Origin of the sequence: Actinomadura harenae (assembly GCF_003696215.1) — a bacterium.
GTDB classification, from domain to species: Bacteria; Actinomycetota; Actinomycetes; order Streptosporangiales; family Streptosporangiaceae; genus Spirillospora; species Spirillospora harenae.
In genome coordinates, this window is record NZ_RFFG01000135.1 from 1 (window position 1) to 17,774 (window position 17,774).

17 protein-coding genes and 1 pseudogene are annotated in these 17,774 nt (G+C 71.9%); 2 read left to right on the forward strand and 16 right to left on the reverse strand.

Annotated features, from left to right (window positions below; translation table 11 throughout):
- Together EBO15_RS38455 and EBO15_RS38460 are read right to left on the reverse strand one after the other, a co-directional pair.
- A pseudogene (locus tag EBO15_RS38455) lies at positions 1–145 on the reverse strand (inositol-3-phosphate synthase); the annotation flags it as partial.
- A 155-nt stretch (positions 146–300) separates the two neighbouring features.
- On the reverse strand, positions 301–903 hold the full coding sequence (locus EBO15_RS38460; RefSeq protein WP_122199403.1) for a DUF4126 domain-containing protein: 603 nt from the start codon (positions 901–903) through the stop codon (positions 301–303).
- A 238-nt stretch (positions 904–1,141) separates the two neighbouring features.
- Between EBO15_RS38460 and EBO15_RS38465 the strand changes: the two genes are divergently transcribed.
- Positions 1,142–2,170 (forward strand): SGNH/GDSL hydrolase family protein, encoded by a 1,029-nt coding sequence (locus EBO15_RS38465; protein WP_233616751.1) that lies wholly within the window; start codon positions 1,142–1,144, stop codon positions 2,168–2,170.
- Positions 2,171–2,191: 21 nt separating this feature from the next.
- Here the strand turns inward: EBO15_RS38465 and EBO15_RS38470 are convergent, their stop codons facing one another.
- The 14 genes from EBO15_RS38470 to pip (EBO15_RS38535) form a co-directional block, all read right to left on the reverse strand.
- On the reverse strand, positions 2,192–3,340 hold the full coding sequence (locus EBO15_RS38470; RefSeq protein WP_122199405.1) for an NAD(P)H-dependent flavin oxidoreductase: 1,149 nt from the start codon (positions 3,338–3,340) through the stop codon (positions 2,192–2,194).
- A gap of 25 nt (positions 3,341–3,365) precedes the next feature.
- Positions 3,366–5,552 (reverse strand): terpene synthase family protein, encoded by a 2,187-nt coding sequence (locus EBO15_RS38475; RefSeq protein ID WP_122199406.1) that lies wholly within the window; start codon positions 5,550–5,552, stop codon positions 3,366–3,368.
- A gap of 85 nt (positions 5,553–5,637) precedes the next feature.
- The gene (pip, locus tag EBO15_RS38480; RefSeq protein WP_122199407.1) at positions 5,638–6,591 is read right to left on the reverse strand and encodes a prolyl aminopeptidase; all 954 of its coding nucleotides are present in this window, start codon (positions 6,589–6,591) and stop codon (positions 5,638–5,640) included.
- A 33-nt stretch (positions 6,592–6,624) separates the two neighbouring features.
- The gene (locus EBO15_RS38485) at positions 6,625–7,050 is read right to left on the reverse strand and encodes a Zn-ribbon domain-containing OB-fold protein (RefSeq protein WP_122199408.1); all 426 of its coding nucleotides are present in this window, start codon (positions 7,048–7,050) and stop codon (positions 6,625–6,627) included.
- Entirely contained in the window at positions 7,050–7,409 is a 360-nt protein-coding gene (locus tag EBO15_RS47415) for a thiolase C-terminal domain-containing protein (RefSeq protein ID WP_407643400.1), read from the reverse strand. The genes EBO15_RS38485 and EBO15_RS47415 overlap by 1 nt, the downstream gene beginning before the upstream one ends.
- A 922-nt stretch (positions 7,410–8,331) precedes the next feature.
- Positions 8,332–9,210, reverse strand: a complete 879-nt coding sequence (ehuA, locus tag EBO15_RS38495; protein ID WP_122199410.1) for an ectoine/hydroxyectoine ABC transporter ATP-binding protein EhuA — start codon at positions 9,208–9,210, stop codon at positions 8,332–8,334.
- Positions 9,197–9,850 (reverse strand): ectoine/hydroxyectoine ABC transporter permease subunit EhuD, encoded by a 654-nt coding sequence (gene ehuD / locus EBO15_RS38500; protein WP_122199411.1) that lies wholly within the window; start codon positions 9,848–9,850, stop codon positions 9,197–9,199. The genes ehuA and ehuD overlap by 14 nt, the downstream gene beginning before the upstream one ends.
- Positions 9,847–10,554, reverse strand: a complete 708-nt coding sequence (gene ehuC, locus EBO15_RS38505) for an ectoine/hydroxyectoine ABC transporter permease subunit EhuC (protein ID WP_122199412.1) — start codon at positions 10,552–10,554, stop codon at positions 9,847–9,849. Before ehuC ends, ehuD begins: the two co-directional genes overlap by 4 nt.
- Before the next feature lie 6 nt (positions 10,555–10,560).
- The gene (ehuB, locus tag EBO15_RS38510; protein WP_122199413.1) at positions 10,561–11,517 is read right to left on the reverse strand and encodes an ectoine/hydroxyectoine ABC transporter substrate-binding protein EhuB; all 957 of its coding nucleotides are present in this window, start codon (positions 11,515–11,517) and stop codon (positions 10,561–10,563) included.
- Positions 11,518–11,552: 35 nt separating this feature from the next.
- Positions 11,553–12,458 carry an ectoine hydroxylase gene (gene thpD, locus EBO15_RS38515; RefSeq protein WP_122199414.1) on the reverse strand — a complete coding sequence of 302 codons (906 nt, stop codon included), beginning with the start codon at positions 12,456–12,458 and terminating at the stop codon, positions 11,553–11,555.
- Positions 12,455–12,859 carry an ectoine synthase gene (locus EBO15_RS38520; RefSeq protein WP_122199415.1) on the reverse strand — a complete coding sequence of 135 codons (405 nt, stop codon included), beginning with the start codon at positions 12,857–12,859 and terminating at the stop codon, positions 12,455–12,457. The genes thpD and EBO15_RS38520 overlap by 4 nt, the downstream gene beginning before the upstream one ends.
- A 33-nt stretch (positions 12,860–12,892) precedes the next feature.
- Positions 12,893–14,260, reverse strand: a complete 1,368-nt coding sequence (gene ectB / locus EBO15_RS38525) for a diaminobutyrate--2-oxoglutarate transaminase (protein WP_122199416.1) — start codon at positions 14,258–14,260, stop codon at positions 12,893–12,895.
- 39 nt (positions 14,261–14,299) lie between these two features.
- Complete coding sequence (ectA, locus tag EBO15_RS38530; RefSeq protein WP_122199417.1) at positions 14,300–14,857, reverse strand: diaminobutyrate acetyltransferase; 558 nt, start codon at positions 14,855–14,857, stop codon at positions 14,300–14,302.
- Between the two features lie 453 nt (positions 14,858–15,310).
- Positions 15,311–16,273, reverse strand: a complete 963-nt coding sequence (pip, locus tag EBO15_RS38535; RefSeq protein ID WP_122199418.1) for a prolyl aminopeptidase — start codon at positions 16,271–16,273, stop codon at positions 15,311–15,313.
- A 441-nt stretch (positions 16,274–16,714) separates the two neighbouring features.
- Between pip (EBO15_RS38535) and EBO15_RS38540 the strand changes: the two genes are divergently transcribed.
- Positions 16,715–17,774, forward strand: a 1,060-nt coding sequence (locus tag EBO15_RS38540) for a coiled-coil domain-containing protein (protein WP_407643399.1), incomplete at its 3' end; no start/stop codon positions are given.

Sequence of the window (17,774 nt, forward strand, 5' to 3'; positions counted from 1 at the left end):
CACCGACGTGGTACTCGCCGAACTGGACGTGCATGAGGCCGGGGACACGCGTCTCGGGGGCCGCGTCCTTGTAGAACTCGACACCCTGGACGAGCGAAGAGGCGCAGTTCCCCACACCCACGATGGCCACGCGCACCGAACCCATGGACTTTTCCCGTTCGCCACTCATGGCTGCTCCAGTTCGCCGTTACGGAGTGATTCGCGCTGTCATCAAAGACCAGCGCCGGATCCACTGTCCCCGACCTGTCGGGTACCGGACAGGCCTCAAGAGAGGCCCCTCTTCCGTCCATGCCCGCCTGGTCAGACCCTTTCGTGCGCCTCTCCGCGGGCCCGGCGCCGACGGCGGCGGGCCCTGCGCAGGAGGCGGAGGGCGACGTAGGCGAACAGGAGGATCGCGAGCAGGGCGACGATCGGCGCGAGGATCGCGAGAAGGCTCATGCCGAGGGACGCGACGTCCTCGATGACGCTGACGACGGGGGCGCCGGTGCCGAGCGTCCCGGCGTTCACGACGGGCCGGACGCTCGCCTTCGTCGCGTGCACGAGGAACGCCACGACGATCCCGAGCACCCATCCGATCCACGGGTGGTCGTGCATGAACGTGGACGAGTCGACCTTGGAGGCGGCGTCCGTCGCGGCGAAGACGGCGCCGCCGGCCGCGGGGCGGACGAGCGTCTGGACGGCGTCGTTGACGGTGTCCACGACGGGGACCTTGTCGAGGATGACCTCGGTGGCGAGCAGCAGTGCGATGCCGGTGAGCACCCAGCCGTTGGTCAGCCAGCCGAAGGTCTCGGGCAGGTGCAGGACGCCGGTGAAGCGGGCGAGCAGCCCGACCAGCAGCAGCGGGATGTAGGCGTTCAGGCCGGCCGCCGTGGACAGGCCCAGCCCGGTCAGCACCGCCAGCATTCCGCCCCCGTGAGTGTGCCCTGACCCGCGGGTGAGCCCCACCGGTCGTGTTCGGATCAGATGTTCCCCGGGCCGCCTCCGGTTCCACCTGGGTCTTCGTCCGGACGTTCGGCGAAAGAGTGGGATAAATCGGGTCTACTGCGTAAAGGCGGGAACCCGGAAGCGCCTAGGATCGTCATCCATGACGGGACGAGGGACAGGGAGGACGATGGCGGGGCCGGGGACATGGCCGGCGCGGGTGCGAGCCCGTGTCGGTGATCGGGGCCTCGCCGTCGCCCTCCTTCTCGTACTGCTCGCCGCGGCGATCGTGCCGCTGGTGGCGCTGCCCGCCGTCCGGTGCGAGGTGTTCGGCGCAGGCTGCCGCGCGCCGCTCCCGGGCGTCCAGGCGCGTGCCGCCGCCCGCGACCACGGTGAGGCGCTCACCCCCGTCCAGATCGCCACCCGCGGCGCCTACGCGGCGCTCGGCGACTCCTACTCGGCGGGCGTCGGGGCCGAGGAGGGCCTCGCCGACCAGAACCCGCTGAGCAAGTGCGACCGGACGTCCCGCGCGTACTACCACACGGTCGCGAAGACGTTCTCGTTCGCGGGAGGCAGCTCGTTCTGGGCGTGCTCCGGGGCGACCACCGCCGACATCCGCGACGGCAAGTCGGGCGAGCCGTCCCAGCTGAGCCGGCTGAGCGAGGGCACGAGCCTGGTCACGATCAGCGTCGGCGGCAACGACATCGGCTTCGCCAAGATCATGGCGGGCTGTGTGGTGAAGCTCCCGTGGTCCAAGGGCTGTGAGAAGCAGGGCGGCGACATCGCCGACCGGATGGCCGCGCTGCGCGAGTCCCTGCCCCAGCTGATCTCGAAGGTCACCGCCCGCGCGCCCGGCGCCCGTGTGCTCGTGATGGGCTACCCGCGGCCGTTCTCGGAGATCTCGGTGACCGGCGGCGACAACCTCACCCTGGACGACCAGCGCTGGCTGAACGGCCGCGCCCGCGACCTGAACGAGCTGATCCGGCAGGCCGTGGCCGAGGCCGACCAGCACATCGTCGCCGCCCACGGGCAGGGCAGCGTGGAGTTCGTCGACGCCTACAACGCGTTCTCCGGGCACGAGGCGGGCAGCTCCGACCCGTACATGAACGGCCTGTCGGTGAACCTGGGCGCCCTGGCCGCCGAGCCCCGCAGCTACCACCCGACCGCCAAGGGCCAGGACGCGCTGGCCCGGCTGTTCGTCGACCAGATCGACAAGGGCCCTGGCCGTCCCCTCGGCCAGCCCTCCTGAGTCGCCCGGACGGCAGCGGGGTCAGTCGGTGGCGGTGATGCGGTCGAGGCGGTCGACCGCGTCCGCGAACTCCTCGATCATGTCGTAGACGACCTGCCGGGCGGGCCGGACGGTGTTCATGAGCCCGACGCACTGCCCGACGAAGTAGTTCGCCAGCTCGCGGGCGCCCTCGTTGCCGGACTCGGCGACCTTGGTGATCTGCCGCATGGCGCCCTCGGCGATGATCATCTGGAGCGGCATGCCGAGCGGGCCGGGGGAGGCCGCCGACTCCCACTCGTCGGTCCAGGCGGAGCGGAGCTGGCGGGCGGGCTTGCCGGTGCGGGACCGGGACCGGACGGTGTCCCGGGACGTCGCGGCGAGCATCTTGGCCTTGACGGCGGGGGAGGTCTCGGCCTCCTCGGTGGTGAGCCAGACCGAGCCGCACCAGACGCCGGACGCGCCGAGCGCGAGGGCCGCGGCCATCTGGCGTCCGGTGGCGATGCCGCCCGCGGCGAGGACGGGCAGCGGCGCGACGGCGTCCACGACCTCGGGGACGAGCACCATCGTGGAGATCTCGCCGGTGTGGCCGCCGGCCTCGCCGCCCTGGGCGACGATGAGGTCGACGCCGGCGGCGACCTGGCGGCGGGCGTGCTCGACGGTGCCGACGAGCGCGGCGACGGGGACCCCGGCGGCCTTGGCGCGTTCGACCATGAGCGGCGGCGGGGTGCCGAGGGCGCTGGCGATGAGCGCGATGGGGTGGGCGAGGGAGACATCGATCAGTTCGGTGGCGCCGCGCGTGGTGACCTGGGTTCCGCCGCGTCCGCCCGCGCGCTTGGCGGCCTCGAAGTCTGGGAGGGGCACGCCGTACCTCTCGAACAGGCCGAACAAGAAGTCCCAGTGTTCGCGGGGGACGGCGGCGAGCATGGTGTCGAGGCCGCCGTCGCCGCGCGCGGCGCGTTCGGCGGATTCGTCGATCTTCGCGGGGACGAGCACGTCGACGCCGTAGGGCCGTCCGCCGACGTGGTCGTCGATCCAGCGGAGTTCCGCCTCGAGGCGGTCGGGGGTGTAGGCGACCGCGCCGAGGACGCCGAGGCCGCCGGCGTTGGTGACGGCGGCGACGACGTCGCGGCAGTGGGAGAAGGCGAAGAGGGGGAACTCGATGCCGAGGCGTTCGCAGACGTCGGTGCGCATGCGGCCGACGCTACTTCGCCGAACGTCATTCGGTCCAGGGTGTCTGGTGGAAGCGGCGGACCAGGTCGGCCTCGCCGTAGCGGTGCGTGGCGCGATGCCAGTTGAGGATGCCCACCATCCAGTCCTGGAGTTCCCGGACGAGTTCGCCGAGCGCCCCGCGCGTCTCGTTCGGCAGCCCCATGTCGTCGCACAGGACGGGCAGCTCGTGCATGACGACGTGCTGGAACTGCCGCAACCGCGACGCCAGCAGGTCGGCGGCGATGCGGAGCGCGGTCGGGTAGTCGCAGCCGAAGAAGTTCTGCACGACCAGCACGGTGTTGTGGACGTTGGCCTCGAACTCGACCTCCTGCTGGTAGGAGTGGACGTCGTTGATCAGGCAGGCGACGTCGGCGGCCGAGGTGACCAGCGACTGGACCGGGCCGGTCGTGTACACCTCGTCCGGGAGGGACGGGCCCTTGCCGAGGCGGGTGAGGATCATCGTGAGGTCCGAGCCGAAGGTGCGGCGGCGCATCTCGATGTGGTCCACCGGGTCGGGGACGCGGTTCTGGAGCTGGTTGCCCAGCTCCCACAGCCAGCTCTCCAGCATCGAGTCGACCGCGGTGCGGAGGTCGAGGCGCTGCTCGGGGGGCATCGTCGCGGTCGTCCGCCGCCACAGGTCGGCGAGGCCGCGGTCGAGGGCGCTGCGGGCGGGTGGGACGGGCGCGCCGTCGTCCAGGGGCATGAACAGGGAGAGCCGGGCGTTGGTGGCGCGCGCTCCGGCGATGTCGCGGTTCCGGCCGAAGACCGCGGGGTAGTAGTCGTCGGCGTAGGTGCCCCAGGCGAGCCACTGGGCGCTGAGGTCGAGCGCGTCGGGCCCGATGCCCGGGGCGATTCCGGCGGAGCACAGCGGGAAGTCGAAGCCGTCGAGCAGGTCCGCGTCCCAGAGGTCCGATCCGGGGACGCCCGGCTGGGGGCGCAGCAGGCCGATCCGCTCGGCCCATTCGGCGAGGTGGGCGCGCGCGTCGTCCAGGTGGGGGTTCATGCCCAGGGCGAACGGCATCTCGATCTCGGGGACGACCGACGGGCCGACCCGGTTCGGCACGTGCGCGTGCTTGCGGAGCCGGGTGAGGGCGGGCGGTCCGAGCAGCGACCGGAAGTCCAGGCCGCTCATCCCGAGTTCGGCGGCGCCAGGGAAGGTCAGGGCGTCGTCGGCGGCGTCCAGGGCGCCCTCGTTCATGTAGCGGGACGAGCGCAGGTGCCATTCGTGGCCGCCGGCCTGCCAGTCCTGGAGGCCCTTGATGTACGCGCCGACCCGCGCGATCTCCGGCGCGGTGAGGGCGTGCTCGACGCACAGGGCGGGGACCTCGGTGAGGGCGGTGTGCTCGAACTGCTGGATCCGGGACGTCAGGATGTCGTTGACGGCGTCGGCGGCCTCCTGCGTGCCGCACTCGAAGAACGTCTCCAGGACGAGGACGCCGTTGCTGAGCTCGCCCTCGTCCTCGACCTCGCGCTGGTAGGAGAACAGGTCGTTGCGCAGGTGGACGGCGTCGGAGAACGCGTCGCGGAGCACGCCCATCGGGCGGGACGCGGCGATCCGCGCGGGGATCTCGGCGTTCGCGGCGTGCTCGACCAGGCACGCCGACCAGGGCGCGCCGCCGACGCGGCGGCGCATCTCGATGTACTCGACCGGGTTGGAGATCCGGTGCGCGTTGATGTTCGACAGTTCCCAGAGGGACTCGTTCAGCAGGTGGCGGGTGCGTTCGACGAACCGTTCGCGCCAGGCCGGGGACATCGCCGGGACGGTCCGCGCCCACAGGTCGGCGAGTCCGGCCTCGACGGGGTCGGAGGGTTCGGGGACGGTGCTCATGTCGCCGTCGGCCGGCATGAACGAGGGCAGCCGCGCCAGATGGTCGCGGCCGCCCTCGCGGTCGCCGGTGCGCTTGAAGCGCTCGACGAAGTGGTCGTCGAAGAAGAACACCCACACGTACCAGTCGGTGATGAGGGCGAGTTCCTCGGCGTCGCAGTCGGGATGGGTGTAGGCGCACAGCAGCGGGTAGTCGTGCCCTTCCAGGTCGGCCTGGTCCCAGACGTCCGAGCCTTCGAGCATGCCCATCGCGCGGGCCCACGGAACCGAGTGCGCGCGGGCCGCCTCGAGGTTCGGGTTCAGCCGCGCGGGATACGCGGTGTAGAACCTCGGAAGCTGGAACGGCTGTGTCGTGCCGACCACGCCCATGGGCGGACCACCCTCTCGCCTACGCCGGAAAAACACGGTCCCGGCGCGCATTCTTACAGAGAGTGATGATTGCCCGGTGGTGAGATCATCGTGCCCCGCGGTACCGGTCTGTGGCCTCGATGAGATGGTTGAGCGTGCCGGGCTCGTCGAAGCCGTGGCCCGCGTCCGGGACGAGGTGCAGGTCGGATCCGGGCCACGCCTTGTGCAGCGCCCATGCGGCGTCCGGCGGGGTGAGCAGGTCGTAGCGGCCGTTGACGATGACGCCGGGGAGGCCGTTCAGCCGGGGCGCGTCGCGGAGCAGCTGGCCGGGTTCGAGGAAGCAGCCGTTGCCGAAGTACCGGTTCTCCAGGCGGGCGACGGCGACGGCCGAGCGGACGTCCTCCTCGTCCTCGCGCGGGACGAGGTAGGAGGTGGTGTCCTCCCAGCGCGTCCAGGCGAGCGCGGCCGGGACGTGGACGTCCGGGTCGGGGTCGGCGAGGCGGCGCGCGTAGGCGGCCATGTAGTCGTCGCGCTCGTCCTCGGGGATCGCGTCGCGGTAGCCCTCCCAGGCGTCGGGGAACAGCCGGGACACGCCGCCCTGGGCGAAGCACCACGGCTCGTCCTCGGGGAGGACGAGGTAGACGCCGCGCAGGATCAGGGCGATCACGCGGTCGGCGTGGGCCTGCGCGTAGGCCAGGGAGAGCGTGCTGCCCCAGGAGCCGCCGAACACGACCCAGCGTTCGACGCCGAGGTGCTCGCGCAGCCGTTCCATGTCGGCGATGAGCGCGGCCGTGGTGTTGGCGGACAGGTCGATGTCCGGTTCGGAGGCGTGCGGGAGGCTGCGTCCGCAGTTGCGCTGGTCGAACAGGACGATCTGGTAGGCGTCCGGGTCGAACAGGCGGCGGCTGGTCGGCGAGCATCCGCCGCCGGGCCCGCCGTGGACGAACACGGCGGGCGTGCCGTCCGGGGTGCCGCAGGTCTCCCAGTAGATCTCGTCCTGTCCGCCGACGGGCAGCATGCCGGCCGCGTAGGGTTCGGCCGGTGGATAAAGTCCCCTCATGATCACAGTGTCCCGCATCGGCGGAACCGCTGGTCACACGGGGAGGAAGAGCGGGTAGGACTCGCCCTCTCCGGGGTGGACGAACCGGGCGCGCAGGGGGAGTCCCTCGCGGAGGTCGGCGGTGGTGACGCCGTCGAGGCGGGCGTGCAGCCATGGGCCCTCGGCGAGTTCGACGAGGGCTAGCAGCGCGGGCGGGGGAGTGGAGCCGTCCTCCTTCGGGCGGCCGTGCAGGACCGTCCAGGTGACCAGGACGGCGTCGCCCGACGCGTCCGCCCATTCCAGGTCCTCGGTGCCGCAGTCCGGGCAGGACGTGGCGTCCGGCGGAAGGAGCACGTCACCGCTGACGCCGTCACCGCCGCGGGTGCAGTCGGGGCAGCGCCGGACGGCGAGGCGGTCGCGGGCGGCGGCGTCGAAGAATCCGTCGGTGCGGCCGTCGCGGCGCAGGATCCCGATGTCCATCAGGCCCCCTTCGGGTGCGGGCTGAGGATCAGCGTCGCGTGGTGGTCGAGGATGCCGCCGTTGCCGCTGACGAGGATCACGTCGCTTGCGGCCTGGCGGTCGCCGCCGTCCCCGCGTGCCTGGATCACGGCCTCCGACACCGGTGTCATGCCCCACATGTAGTAGCCGGACAGCTGCCCGCCGCCGGTGTTGGTGGGGAGCGCGCCGCCCGGGCCGAGCGCCCCGGACGCGGCGAACGGGCCGCCCTCGCCCTTGCCGCAGAACCCGTAGTCCTCCAGGGACACCAGGACGGTGGAGGTGTAGCAGTCGTAGAGCTGCGCCTGCGTGACGTCGGCGGTGGTGATCCCGGCCATCTTCATCGCGATCGGCCCGGACGTCGCCGCGCCGGTGACCAGCCCGAACGCGCTGCCGGCCGCCTTGCGGTGGCCCGGGTGCCCCTGACCCCATCCCCACAGGTGGACGGGCGGGCGGGCCAGGTCGGCGGCGCGGTCGGCGCCGGTCACGATGACGGCGATCGCGCCGTTGGAGACCAGGCAGCAGTCGAGCAGGTGTAGCGGTTCGGCGACCCAGCGGGAGTTCTGGTGGTCCTCGAGGGTGATCGGGTCGCGCATCTGGGCGAGGGGGTTGCGGGACGCCCAGGCGCGGGTGCTGACGGCGATCGCGCCGAGTTGTTCGCTGGTCGTCCCGTAGTGGGCCATGTGGCGTTGCGCGGCGAGGGCGTAGAACGCGTTGACGCTGCGGAACCCGAGGGCCGCGGTCATGCCGCCGAACCCGTACCACTCGGGGGCGTCGCGGTGGTAGGCCGAGCCCGCCGACTGCTTCGGTTTGAGCGGCGCGTCGGCGAAGACGCAGGCGACGGCCGTGGCGGCGCCGGACAGCACCGACATCGCCGCGTAGGACAGCATCGCGCCGGCGGTCGCGCCGAAGGAGTTCATCTGGGTGAGGAGCCGCAGGTCGCGCAGGCCGAGGGTGTCGGCGAGCTCGATCCCGGGGGAGCCGCCGAGGCCGTGGCTGACCAGCAGCCCGTCCAGGTCGCCGAGGGCGAGGCCGGCGTCGTCGGCCGCCGCGCGGACCGCGTCGGCGGCCAGCCTGCGGGGGCTGCGCCCGTAGACCCTGCCGAGCTCGGTCATGCCGAGGCCCGCGATGGCCGCGCCGTCGTTCATGCGCCCCACCGTACCGAATCGAATTCTGTTCTGGCCATGCCGGAGCCCGGTGACCGAGATCACCGGGCTCCGGAACGCCTCAGGGACGTCAGGACGGTTCAGGAGGGGTCAGGACAGGTCAGGACGCCAGGACGGCGCGCAGGAACGCGCGGGTGCGCTCCTCCCGCGGCTCCTCGAAGATCGTCCCCGGCGGGCCCTCCTCGATGATCCGGCCCTGGTCGAACATCAGCACCCGGTCGGAGATGTCGCGCGCGAAGCCCATCTCGTGCGTCACGCACAGCATTGTCACGTCCGTGCTCCGGGCGATGTCGCGCAGCAGGTCCTGGACGCCCACGACCAGCTCGGGGTCGAGCGCGGAGGTCACCTCGTCCAGCAGCAGGACGGTCGGCTCCATCGCCAGCGCCCGCGCGATGGCGACGCGCTGCTGCTGACCACCGGACAACCGCGTCGGATGGGCGTCCTCCTTGTCGGCGAGCCCGACCAGTTCCAGCAGGCCGCGCGCCCGCTCGACCGCCTCGTCCCTGCTGAGCCCGAGGACGTGGACGGGCCCCTCGGTGAGGTTCCGCAGCACGTTCATGTTGGGGAACAGGTTGAACTGCTGGAACACCATGCCGATCCGCTTGCGCATCTCGTGCAGGTGCTTCTCGCCGGCCTTGACCAGCTTCCCGCCGCGTTCCATGTGCCACAGCGGGTCGTCCCCGACGCGGATGACGCCGCCGTCGGGCCGTTCGAGCGTCATGAGCAGCCGCAGGATCGTGGTCTTGCCCGAGCCGCTCGGCCCGATCAGCGTGACCCGCTCCCCGGCGCCGACGGCGAAGTCCAGGTGGTCGAGGACGACGTTGTCCCCGAACCGCTTCACGACCTGCTCGAACGTGATCCCGCACGGCGTCCGCGCGGACGCCGCGCCGCCCCCGCCCGGCAGGGCGCCGGCCGCCTTCCCGGGCGCCGCCTTCCCGGGCACCGGCTCGGCGGGGGAGGTGAGGTCAGTGGGTGGCATAGTGCTTCTCCAGACGTCGCAGGGCCAGGGACGACACGACGCTGACGGCGATGAAGAACAGCCCGGCGACGGTGATCGGCTCCAGGTACTTCAAGGTGTGCGCGCCCTCGTCGAACGCGCTGCCCAGCAGTTCGGTCACGGTGATCCCGAACAGGAACGGGGTGTCCTTGAACAGGGCGATCAGGTAGTTGCCCAGCGACGGGACGACCCGCCGGACCGCCTGGGGCAGCACCACGCCGGCCCAGACGCGGCGGCGCGGCAGGTTCAGCGCGGTCGCCGCCTCCCACTGGCCGCGCGGCACGTCCTCGATGCCCGCCCGGTACACCTCGGCGGTGTAGGTCGAGTAGTGCAGCCCGAGGCCCACGATCCCGGCGGTCAGCGCGCCGAGCGTGATCCCCCACGAGGGCAGCACGTAGAAGAGGAAGAACAGCTGCACCAGCAGCGGCGTGCTCCGGACGAACTCGGTCACCCACCGGACGGTCTGGTGGACGAGAGGGTTCGGCGAACGCCGCAGCAGCGTCCAGACCAGGCCGAGCGCCAGCGCGATCAGGTAGCCGAGCAGCGTCGCGGTGACGGTGACGCGCAGGCCGTCCAGAAGGTCCGGGATGAGCTTCCCGGTGTAGTTCCAGTCCCAGTTCACGGCAGCACCGCCTCACCGGCCGGGGCCGCGGCCGGGGACCGGCGGGGCGGCAGGCCCCGGCCGAGCATCCGGGCGGTGCGCCGCTCGGCGATCCGCACCAGCACCTGGAGCGCCTGCGCGATCACGAAGTACATCACCAGGATCACCGCGAACGTCGCGGCCGTCTGCCCCGTGGACGCCTGGATCTGCTTGGCCCGGAACGTCAGGTCGGCGATGGACACCAGCGACACGCCCGCCGTCGCCTTCATCAGCTCGATGAGCAGGTTGCCGAACGGCGGCAGCATCAGCGCCGTCGCCTGCGGCAGCAGCACCCGGCGCATCCGCTGCGCCGCGGTGAAGTTCAGCGCGCACGCCGCCTCCCACTGCGCGCGCGGGACGGCTTCGACGGAGCCGCGCACGACCTCCGCGCCGTACGCGCCGTAGTTCAGCCCGATCGCGAGGACGGCCGCCGCGATCGGCGTGAACCGCAGGCCGAGCAGCGGCAGCGCGTAGAAGAACCAGTACATGAGCACCAGCGCGGCGACGCCCCGGAAGAACTCCACGTAGATCCGGTTGACGGCGCGCAGCAGGCGCCCGCGCGCGGTCCCGGCCAGGCCGAAGGCCAAGGCGAGGACCAGCGCGAACACCGCCCCGTAGACGGTGATCTGGACGGTCGTCCAGGCGCCGCGCAGGAGCAGCGGATAGGAGTCGAGAACCTCGGACATCGGCGGTCAGCCCTGGCAGAACCGGGCGGCCGTGTCGTTCGGGCCCGGCAGCTCGGACGGGCCGAACCCGAACGGCTGGATGATCGGCAGCAGCCGGTTTCCCGTCCTCAGCTCGGCGAGCTTGCCGTTGAACGCCTGGATCAGCTCGGTGTCGGCCTTGCGGAACGCGAACGCGCCCGCGCCGAACTGCTCCTTCCCGCCGATGACCGGAACGTAGGCGTCGGTGACCTCGAACCCCGCGCCCTGGTGCTTGGACAGCAGGTCGTTCAGGGAGATGCGGGTGAGCGCGACGCAGTCGACGCGTCCCGCCTTCAGGCCCTCGAACGCGCTCGGCTGGTCGGGGAAGGTCTTGAGGTTCCCCTTGGAGACGCCGAGCCTGGTCGCGTAGTCGCCCTCGACCGCACCGGTCAGCACGCCGACCTTCAGCTTCTTCTGCGCGGCGTCCTCGAACTTGTGGACGCCCCTGGGGTTGCCCTTCGGCACCATGAACGCCGACTTGGCGACATAGTCCGGGTCGGCGAACGCGACCTCGCCGCAGCGTTCCGGCGTGACGAACATGCCGGCCGCGATCACGTCGAACCGCTTGGCCTTCAGGCCGCCGATGAGTCCGCCGAAGTCGACGTTGACGCCCTCGACCTTGCCGATCCCGAGCTCCTTGAAGACCACGCGGGCCAGCTCGGGCGCCTCACCGGTGAGCTTTCCGTCCTTGTCGGTGAAGCCGTAGGGCGACTCGTTGGCGAACCCGACGGTGATCTTCCCGTCCTTCTTGGCCCGCGCGAGGGTGCCGCCGCCCTGCCGCTCCTCCTCAGGGTCGGTGGTGGAGCACCCGGCGGCGACGAGCGGCACCGCCGCGCCCAGCAGGGCGGCCGTCCGCAGGAAGCCCCGGCGGCTGGAGCGGGACGGCTCGTGGAGGGACGGCTTGTGGTGGGACGGCTCGGGACGGGACGGTTCGTGGTCGGTCATCTTCTCGGCTCCAGGGACGGCGCCGCGCCCGCCGGTCATCGGACCGGGGTGAAGTCGCGCGCGGCGATGAAGGGCGGTCTGGGGGACGGCGCGGAGAACGGCTCCTCGCACGCGTTCTCGACGCTGTTGAACACGACGAACACGTTCGACCGGGGGAAGGGCGTGATGTTGCCGTTCGAGCCGTGCATGCAGTTGCAGTCGAACAGCGTCGCCGAGCCCGGCGGGCCGGTGAACAGCTCGATCCCGTGCCGGTCGGCGAGGATCGACAGGCTGCCCGGGTCGGGCGTGCCGATCTCCTGGCTCTTCAGCGACCGCCGGTAGTGGTCCTCCGGGGTCTCGCCGACGCACGCCACGAACGTCCGGTGCGAACCGGGCATGATCATCAGCCCGCCGTTGTGGACGAAGTTCGCGGTGAGCGCGATCGAGACGCTCACCGCGCGCATCCGCGGCATGCCGTCCTCGGCGTGCCAGGTCTCGAAGTCGGAGTGCCAGTAGAAGTCCCGTCCGGTGAACCCCGGCTTGTAGTTCACCCGGCTCTGGTGGACGTAGACGTCCGAGCCGAGGATCTGCCGGGCCCGCCCGGCGATCCGCTCGTCCCGGACGAGCTCGGCGAACACCTCGCTGATCCGGTGCACCTCGAAGACCGACCGGACCTCGTCGGTGCCGCGCTCGGTGACGGTCCGCTCGTCGGCGAGGACCGCCGGGTCGGACGCCATCCGGCGCAGCTCGGCCAGGCAGCGCTCGACCTCGTCCGGCTCGATCAGCCGGCCGGCGGTCAGGTAGCCGTTGGCGTCGTAGCCGCGCAGGGCCTCGGCGTCCAGCGGTCCGTCGCCGGGGGATCCGTAGACCACCGGGTCCTGCCGGTAGAGCAGCGCGGCCTCCCCGGACTTGCGGGTCGGATAGGCGTCGTCGATGCTCGGGTGGGTCTCGATCACGCTCACGCGTCCGTTCCTTCCGGCTCGGTGATCAGCGGGTAGACGCCGTTCTCGTCGTGGACCTCCCGCCCGGTGCACGGCGGGTTGAAGACGCAGACGGTGCGCACGTCGGTGTGGGCGCGGAGCCGGTGGTGCTCGTGGCCGTCCAGCAGGTACATGACGCCCGGCTCGATCCGGTGCGTCTCGCCGGTCTCCTCGTTGACGAGCTCGCCCTCACCGGCGATGCAGTACACGGCCTCGATGTGGTTCGCGTACCACATCCGCGTCTCCGTCCCCGCGAACAGGACGGTGTCGTGCAGGGAGAAGCCGACCCTCTCCCCGGCCAGCACGAGGCGCCGGCTGGCCCAGGTCTCGGCCTGGACGTCCCGGTCGGTGCCGACGATCTCGCTCAGCGATCGGACGATCATCCGGATGTCTCCTCGGTTCGGATCGGGATTCGGTCAGGCGTGGACGGCGGCACGGGCACCCGGCCCGGCCTGGGCCCCGGCGCCGCCCGGCCCCCCGGCGGCCCTGGCCCCGGCGGCCCCGGTCTCCTTCGGCCCGGTCTCCTTCGGCCCGGCGGCCTGGACGGCGGCGACCGAGTCGGCGAGGATCGCCAGGCCGCGCGCCAGCTCGTCCTCGGTGGTGGTCAGCGGCGGCAGCAGCTTGACGACCTCGTCGTTCGGCCCGGACGTCTCCATCAGCAGGCCGCGCCCGAAGGCCTCGGCGCAGATCCGCGAGGCCGTCCGCGGGTCACGGGTCTCCATACCCCAGACGAGGCCGCGTCCACGCACGTCCGCGATCTCGCCCGCGTGCCGGAGCGCGATCTCGTCCAGCGCCCGCCGCACCAGGCCTCCCTTGGCGAGGGTCCGCTCGGCCATGCCGTCGTCCGCCCAGTGGTCCTCCAGCGCGCCCGCCGCCGTGACGAACGCGGGGTTGAAGCCGCGGAAGGTGCCGTTGTGCTCGCCGGGCTCCCAGACGTCCAGGTCACGGCGCATCAGCGTGATCGCGAACGGCAGCCCGAAGCCGGACAGGGACTTGGACAGGCAGACGATGTCGGGGGTGATCCCGGCGTCCTCGAAGCTGAAGAACGCCCCGGTCCGGCCGCAGCCCATCTGGACGTCGTCGACGATCAGCAGGATCCCGTGCCGCTCGCACACGCCCGCGAGGCCGCGCAGCCACTCGGCGGACGCCACGTTCACGCCGCCCTCGCCCTGGACGGTCTCGACGATCACCGCGGCGGGCTTGTCCAGGCCGCTGCCCGAGTCGTCCAGCATCGTCTCGAACAGCAGGAAGTCGGGTGTGCGGCCGTCGAGGTAGTTGTCGTAGGGCATCGTGACGCCGTGCCCGAGCGGCACGCCCGCCCCGGTCCGCTTCATCGAGTTCCCGGTCACCGCGAGGGCGCCGAGCGTCATGCCGTGGAAGGCGTTGGTGAACGACACGACCGTCTCGCGACCCGTGTACTTGCGGGCCAGCTTCAGCGCCGCCTCGACCGCGTGGTTGCCCGCCGGGCCCGGGAACTGCACCTTGTAGTCGAGCCCGCGGGGTTTCAGTACGATCTCGTCGAAACGTTCCAGGAACCGGCGTTTCGCGGCGGTGTGCATGTCGAGTGAGTGGACGATGTTGTCCGCGGCGAGATAGTCCAGGAGCCGCTGTTTCAGGGCGGGGTCGTTGTGGCCGTAGTTGAGCGTTCCGGCTCCGGCGAAGAAATCGAGGAAGTCGCGTCCGTTCTCGTCTCTGAGGGTGCTGCCGCGCGCGGTGGTGAACACCGTGGGCCATCCTCGGCAATAACCGCGGACTTCCGATTCCAGGCGCGTGAAAACGTCCATCGTGACCTCCGGAGGTGGGGCTGGTGGTGGTGGGCGGGCTCAGGCGCGCCCGAGGGGGCCGATCCGGAAGAGCGTCTCGGGATCGTGGCCCCCGGGCAGCAGGTCCGGGCCGAACAGCGGGGTCCGCGTGAGCTCCGCGCCGTGGTCGCGGGCGAACGAGCCGAACAGGGCCGCCGAGGCGGTGTTGCCCGGGGTGACGGTGGCCTCCAGCGCGCGGGCGCCGCGGGGGACGAGCCGCTCGGCGAGGCCGTCCAGCATCAGCCGGGCCAGGCCCCGGCCGCGCCGGTCCCGGTCCACCGCGACCTGCCAGACGAACAGCGTGTCGGGGGCGTCCGGACGCAGGTACCCGCTGACGAATCCGCACGCCCGCCCGGCGTCATGCCGCTCGGGGTCCTCCCGGTCGCGGGCCACGATCGAGGTCGCCCCGAAGTCGCGGCACCACAGGGTGTAGCTGTACGGGGAATTGACGTCGAGGACCTCGGACTCGCGCGCCATCCGCCAGAGTTCCGGGCCGTCTCGCAAGGTCGGTTCCGCGAGAACGAAACCGATGTCGGAATCGGCACGTTCGTTCTCGGAACGCTGTGGTTGCACTGTCATGTCCAGGCAACTTAGCGAATGACCCCGGCCATCGTTGTTTATCGTTATCTATGGAATGTTTGACCCGCTTATGAGCGGGTAGGGTGGCCCGCTTGCATTTTTCGGGAAAATGGCCCGTGATTCCCCGGGGCGCTTCGGAGCGCTCCGGTCGCCCTCTGCCCAGGGGAGACACCGGGCTTGCGGGGTGCGGGCCGGGGGCGTCCGGGCGTGCGGGAATCCCCCCGCCTCGACGGCGCCGGGCCCGGGAGCACCCGGTCTCGATTGTGTGAGCTGAATCACACCGCCGGGATGTCATCTTCGGGTCGTCCGCACGCGTCGTCCGCGCCGCCGCCCGGAGGCATCACGGTAGGGGCGCGTCCACCAACGCGAAAGGGCCCCGTGCCAAAGGCACGGGACCCTTTTTCGCGGTGAAGCGGATGCGTGAGCGGTCGCGGTGAAGCGGCCTGGGGCCGGTCAGTCCTTCTCGGCGAACCGGTCGGTCGCCTCGATCAGCCGGTGCAGGATGCCCGGCTCGTTGTAGGCGTGGCCCGCGTCCGGAACCATGTGGAACTCGGCCTCCGGCCACGCCCGGTGCAGGTCCCACGCCGTCGCGGCGGGGGTGCACACGTCGTACCGGCCCTGGACGATCACGGCCGGGAGGTGCCGGATCTTGTCCACGCCCTCGATGAGCTGCTCGTAGTCGAAGAACCCCTCGTTGGCGAAGTAGTGGTTCTCGATCCGGGCGAACGCGACCGCGTAGTCGGGCTCGCCGAAGTCCTCGACCCGCTCCGGGTTCGGCAGCAGCGACACCGTCGCGCCCTCCCAGGTGGCCCAGGCGCGCGCCGCCTCCTCCCGCGTCGCGCGGTCGGGGGAGTTCAGCCGCTCGTGGTAGGCCGCCAGCATGTTCTCCCGCTCGTCCTCCGGGATCGGCGCGACGTACCCCTCCCACAGGTCGGGGAACAGCAGGGACGCGCCCTCCTCGTAGAACCACGTCAGCTCGAACGGGCGGAGGGTGAAGATGCCGCGCAGCACCAGCCCGGTCACCCGGTCCGGGTGCGTCTGCGCGTACGCCAGGGCGAGGGCGCTGCCCCATGACCCGCCGAACAGCAGCCAGCGGTCGATGCCGAGGTGCTCGCGCAGCCGCTCCATGTCCGCGACGAGGTTCCAGGTGGTGTTGTTCTCCAGCGACACCGACGGGTCGGACGCGTGCGGCGTGCTGCGCCCGCAGTTGCGCTGGTCGAACAGCACGATGCGGTACTCGGCCGGGTCGAACTGCCGCCGGTGGTCCGGGCTGCAGCCGCCGCCGGGCCCGCCGTGGAGCATCACGACCGGCTTCCCGTCCGGATCGCCGCAGACCTCCCAGTACACCTGGTCGCCGTCGCCGACGTCGAGCATCCCGGAGTCATGCGGCTCGATCGGCGGATAAAGGGTGCGCAGCTCGGTTCCCACGCTCAACTCTCCCGTCAAGAACTTCCTGGTGATGGGCGGACCGGGCACACCCTCGCACACCGGTCGCGTCCGCCGCCCAACGTAGCGGCGGCCGGGGACCCGGCGTGTCCCCGGCACTCCCCGGTGCCTCTTGGACCGATCCAGGCCGTCGTGGGGCGAGGGCGGGTGATCGTCGGAAATCGCCCGCCGGACGAGTCCGGCTGTAGGGGAGTGAGCTGTGATTTTCTCCGGTGCCCCCGCCGACAGGAGATCGTGAGGATCAAGGAACTGAACCCCAAACTGGGCAAACGCTCTACGTGGCGGCACTAGAGTGCCTTTGGTGAGCGAAGCGACGAGCCGTGCGGCGGGGAGCGCCGCGATCGCGATGGAGCCCCCTGAGCGACCGGCCCGCCCCGGGTCACGGCTCGCTGACTCCAGGCGAGGGATGCGGTGAGCGAACTGAACGGATCCGGCGGCTCGCACGGGGTCCCGGGCGCCGATTCGTCCTGGCCCGTGCTCGGCCGCGACACCGCCGCCCTGCCGGACGCCCAGGCGCAGGCGGGCGGCTCGGCGAACGGGCAGGTCGTCCCCGGGCAGGTGGTGCCGGGACAGATCGTCCAGAGCCACCACGGGCCGGGCGCGAACGGCCAGTCCCCCGGCGGAACCGACGCCGAGGCCCAGCCGTGGGACATCGTCGAGCGGCTCCGCCAGATGGCCGACCTCATCGGGGACGCGCTGTCGGCGGGAGAGCGCAAGGTCGAGCAGAGCCGGACCGACGCGGCCACGCAGGTCGCGACGCTCCAGGCGGAGAAGGAGTCGGCGCAGCGCGACGCGGCCGCCGCGTGGGGCGAGGTCCAGCGGTCCCGGGGGCAGGCCGAGCAGGCCGACCGCCGCGTCCTGGACGCCGAGCGCCGCATGGCCGAGGCCCAGGCCGAGGCCGCCGCGCAGCTCCAGGCCGTCCAGACCGACGGCGCGGCGCAGCTCCAGGCCGTCCAGGCGGACGCCGCGAACCAGATCAGCACCGCGCAGAGCGACGCCGCCGCCCAGGTCGCGGCGATCCAGACCGAGAAGGAGACCGCGCAGCGCGACGCGGCCGCCGCGTGGGGCGAGGTCCAGCGGTCCCGGGGGCAGGCCGAGCAGGCCGACCGCCGCGCCGTGGACGCCGAGCGCCGCATGGCCGAGGCCCAGGCCGAGTCGGCCGCGCGGGTCGAGGCGCTCCAGGCCGAGAAGGAGACCGCGCAGCGCGACGCGGCCGCGGCCTGGAACCAGGCGCAGCAGGGCCGCCAGCAGGCCGACCAGGCCCGCGCGCAGATGGAGCAGGCGCAGGTCCAGGCCGAGCAGGCCCGGGTCCAGGCCGACCAGTCGCGCACCGCGATGGAGCAGGCGCGCCAGCAGGAGCAGCAGGCCCGTACCTCCATGGAGGCGGCCCGCCAGCAGGAGCAGCAGGCGCGCACGTCCATGGAGGCGGCCCGGCAGCAGGAGCAGCAGGCCCGCGCCGAGGCGCAGGCCG

Excerpts from the sequence above, each read along its gene's own strand:
- EBO15_RS38470 (WP_122199405.1), bottom strand. The coding sequence starts at position 3,340 with ATGCGCACCGACGTCTGCGAACGCCTCGGCATCGAGTTCCCCCTCTTC.
- ectB (WP_122199416.1), bottom strand. The coding sequence starts at position 14,260 with ATGGACGTTTTCACGCGCCTGGAATCGGAAGTCCGCGGTTATTGCCGA.
- EBO15_RS38460 (WP_122199403.1), bottom strand. The coding sequence starts at position 903 with ATGCTGGCGGTGCTGACCGGGCTGGGCCTGTCCACGGCGGCCGGCCTG.
- ectA (WP_122199417.1), bottom strand. The coding sequence starts at position 14,857 with ATGACAGTGCAACCACAGCGTTCCGAGAACGAACGTGCCGATTCCGAC.
- ehuB (WP_122199413.1), bottom strand. The coding sequence starts at position 11,517 with ATGACCGACCACGAACCGTCCCGTCCCGAGCCGTCCCACCACAAGCCG.
- ehuA (WP_122199410.1), bottom strand. The coding sequence starts at position 9,210 with ATGCCACCCACTGACCTCACCTCCCCCGCCGAGCCGGTGCCCGGGAAG.
- ehuC (WP_122199412.1), bottom strand. The coding sequence starts at position 10,554 with ATGTCCGAGGTTCTCGACTCCTATCCGCTGCTCCTGCGCGGCGCCTGG.
- EBO15_RS47415 (WP_407643400.1), bottom strand. The coding sequence starts at position 7,409 with ATGAAGATGGCCGGGATCACCACCGCCGACGTCACGCAGGCGCAGCTC.
- EBO15_RS38475 (WP_122199406.1), bottom strand. The coding sequence starts at position 5,552 with ATGGGCGTGGTCGGCACGACACAGCCGTTCCAGCTTCCGAGGTTCTAC.
- pip (WP_122199407.1), bottom strand. The coding sequence starts at position 6,591 with ATGAGGGGACTTTATCCACCGGCCGAACCCTACGCGGCCGGCATGCTG.
- EBO15_RS38485 (WP_122199408.1), bottom strand. The coding sequence starts at position 7,050 with ATGGACATCGGGATCCTGCGCCGCGACGGCCGCACCGACGGATTCTTC.
- EBO15_RS38520 (WP_122199415.1), bottom strand. The coding sequence starts at position 12,859 with ATGATCGTCCGATCGCTGAGCGAGATCGTCGGCACCGACCGGGACGTC.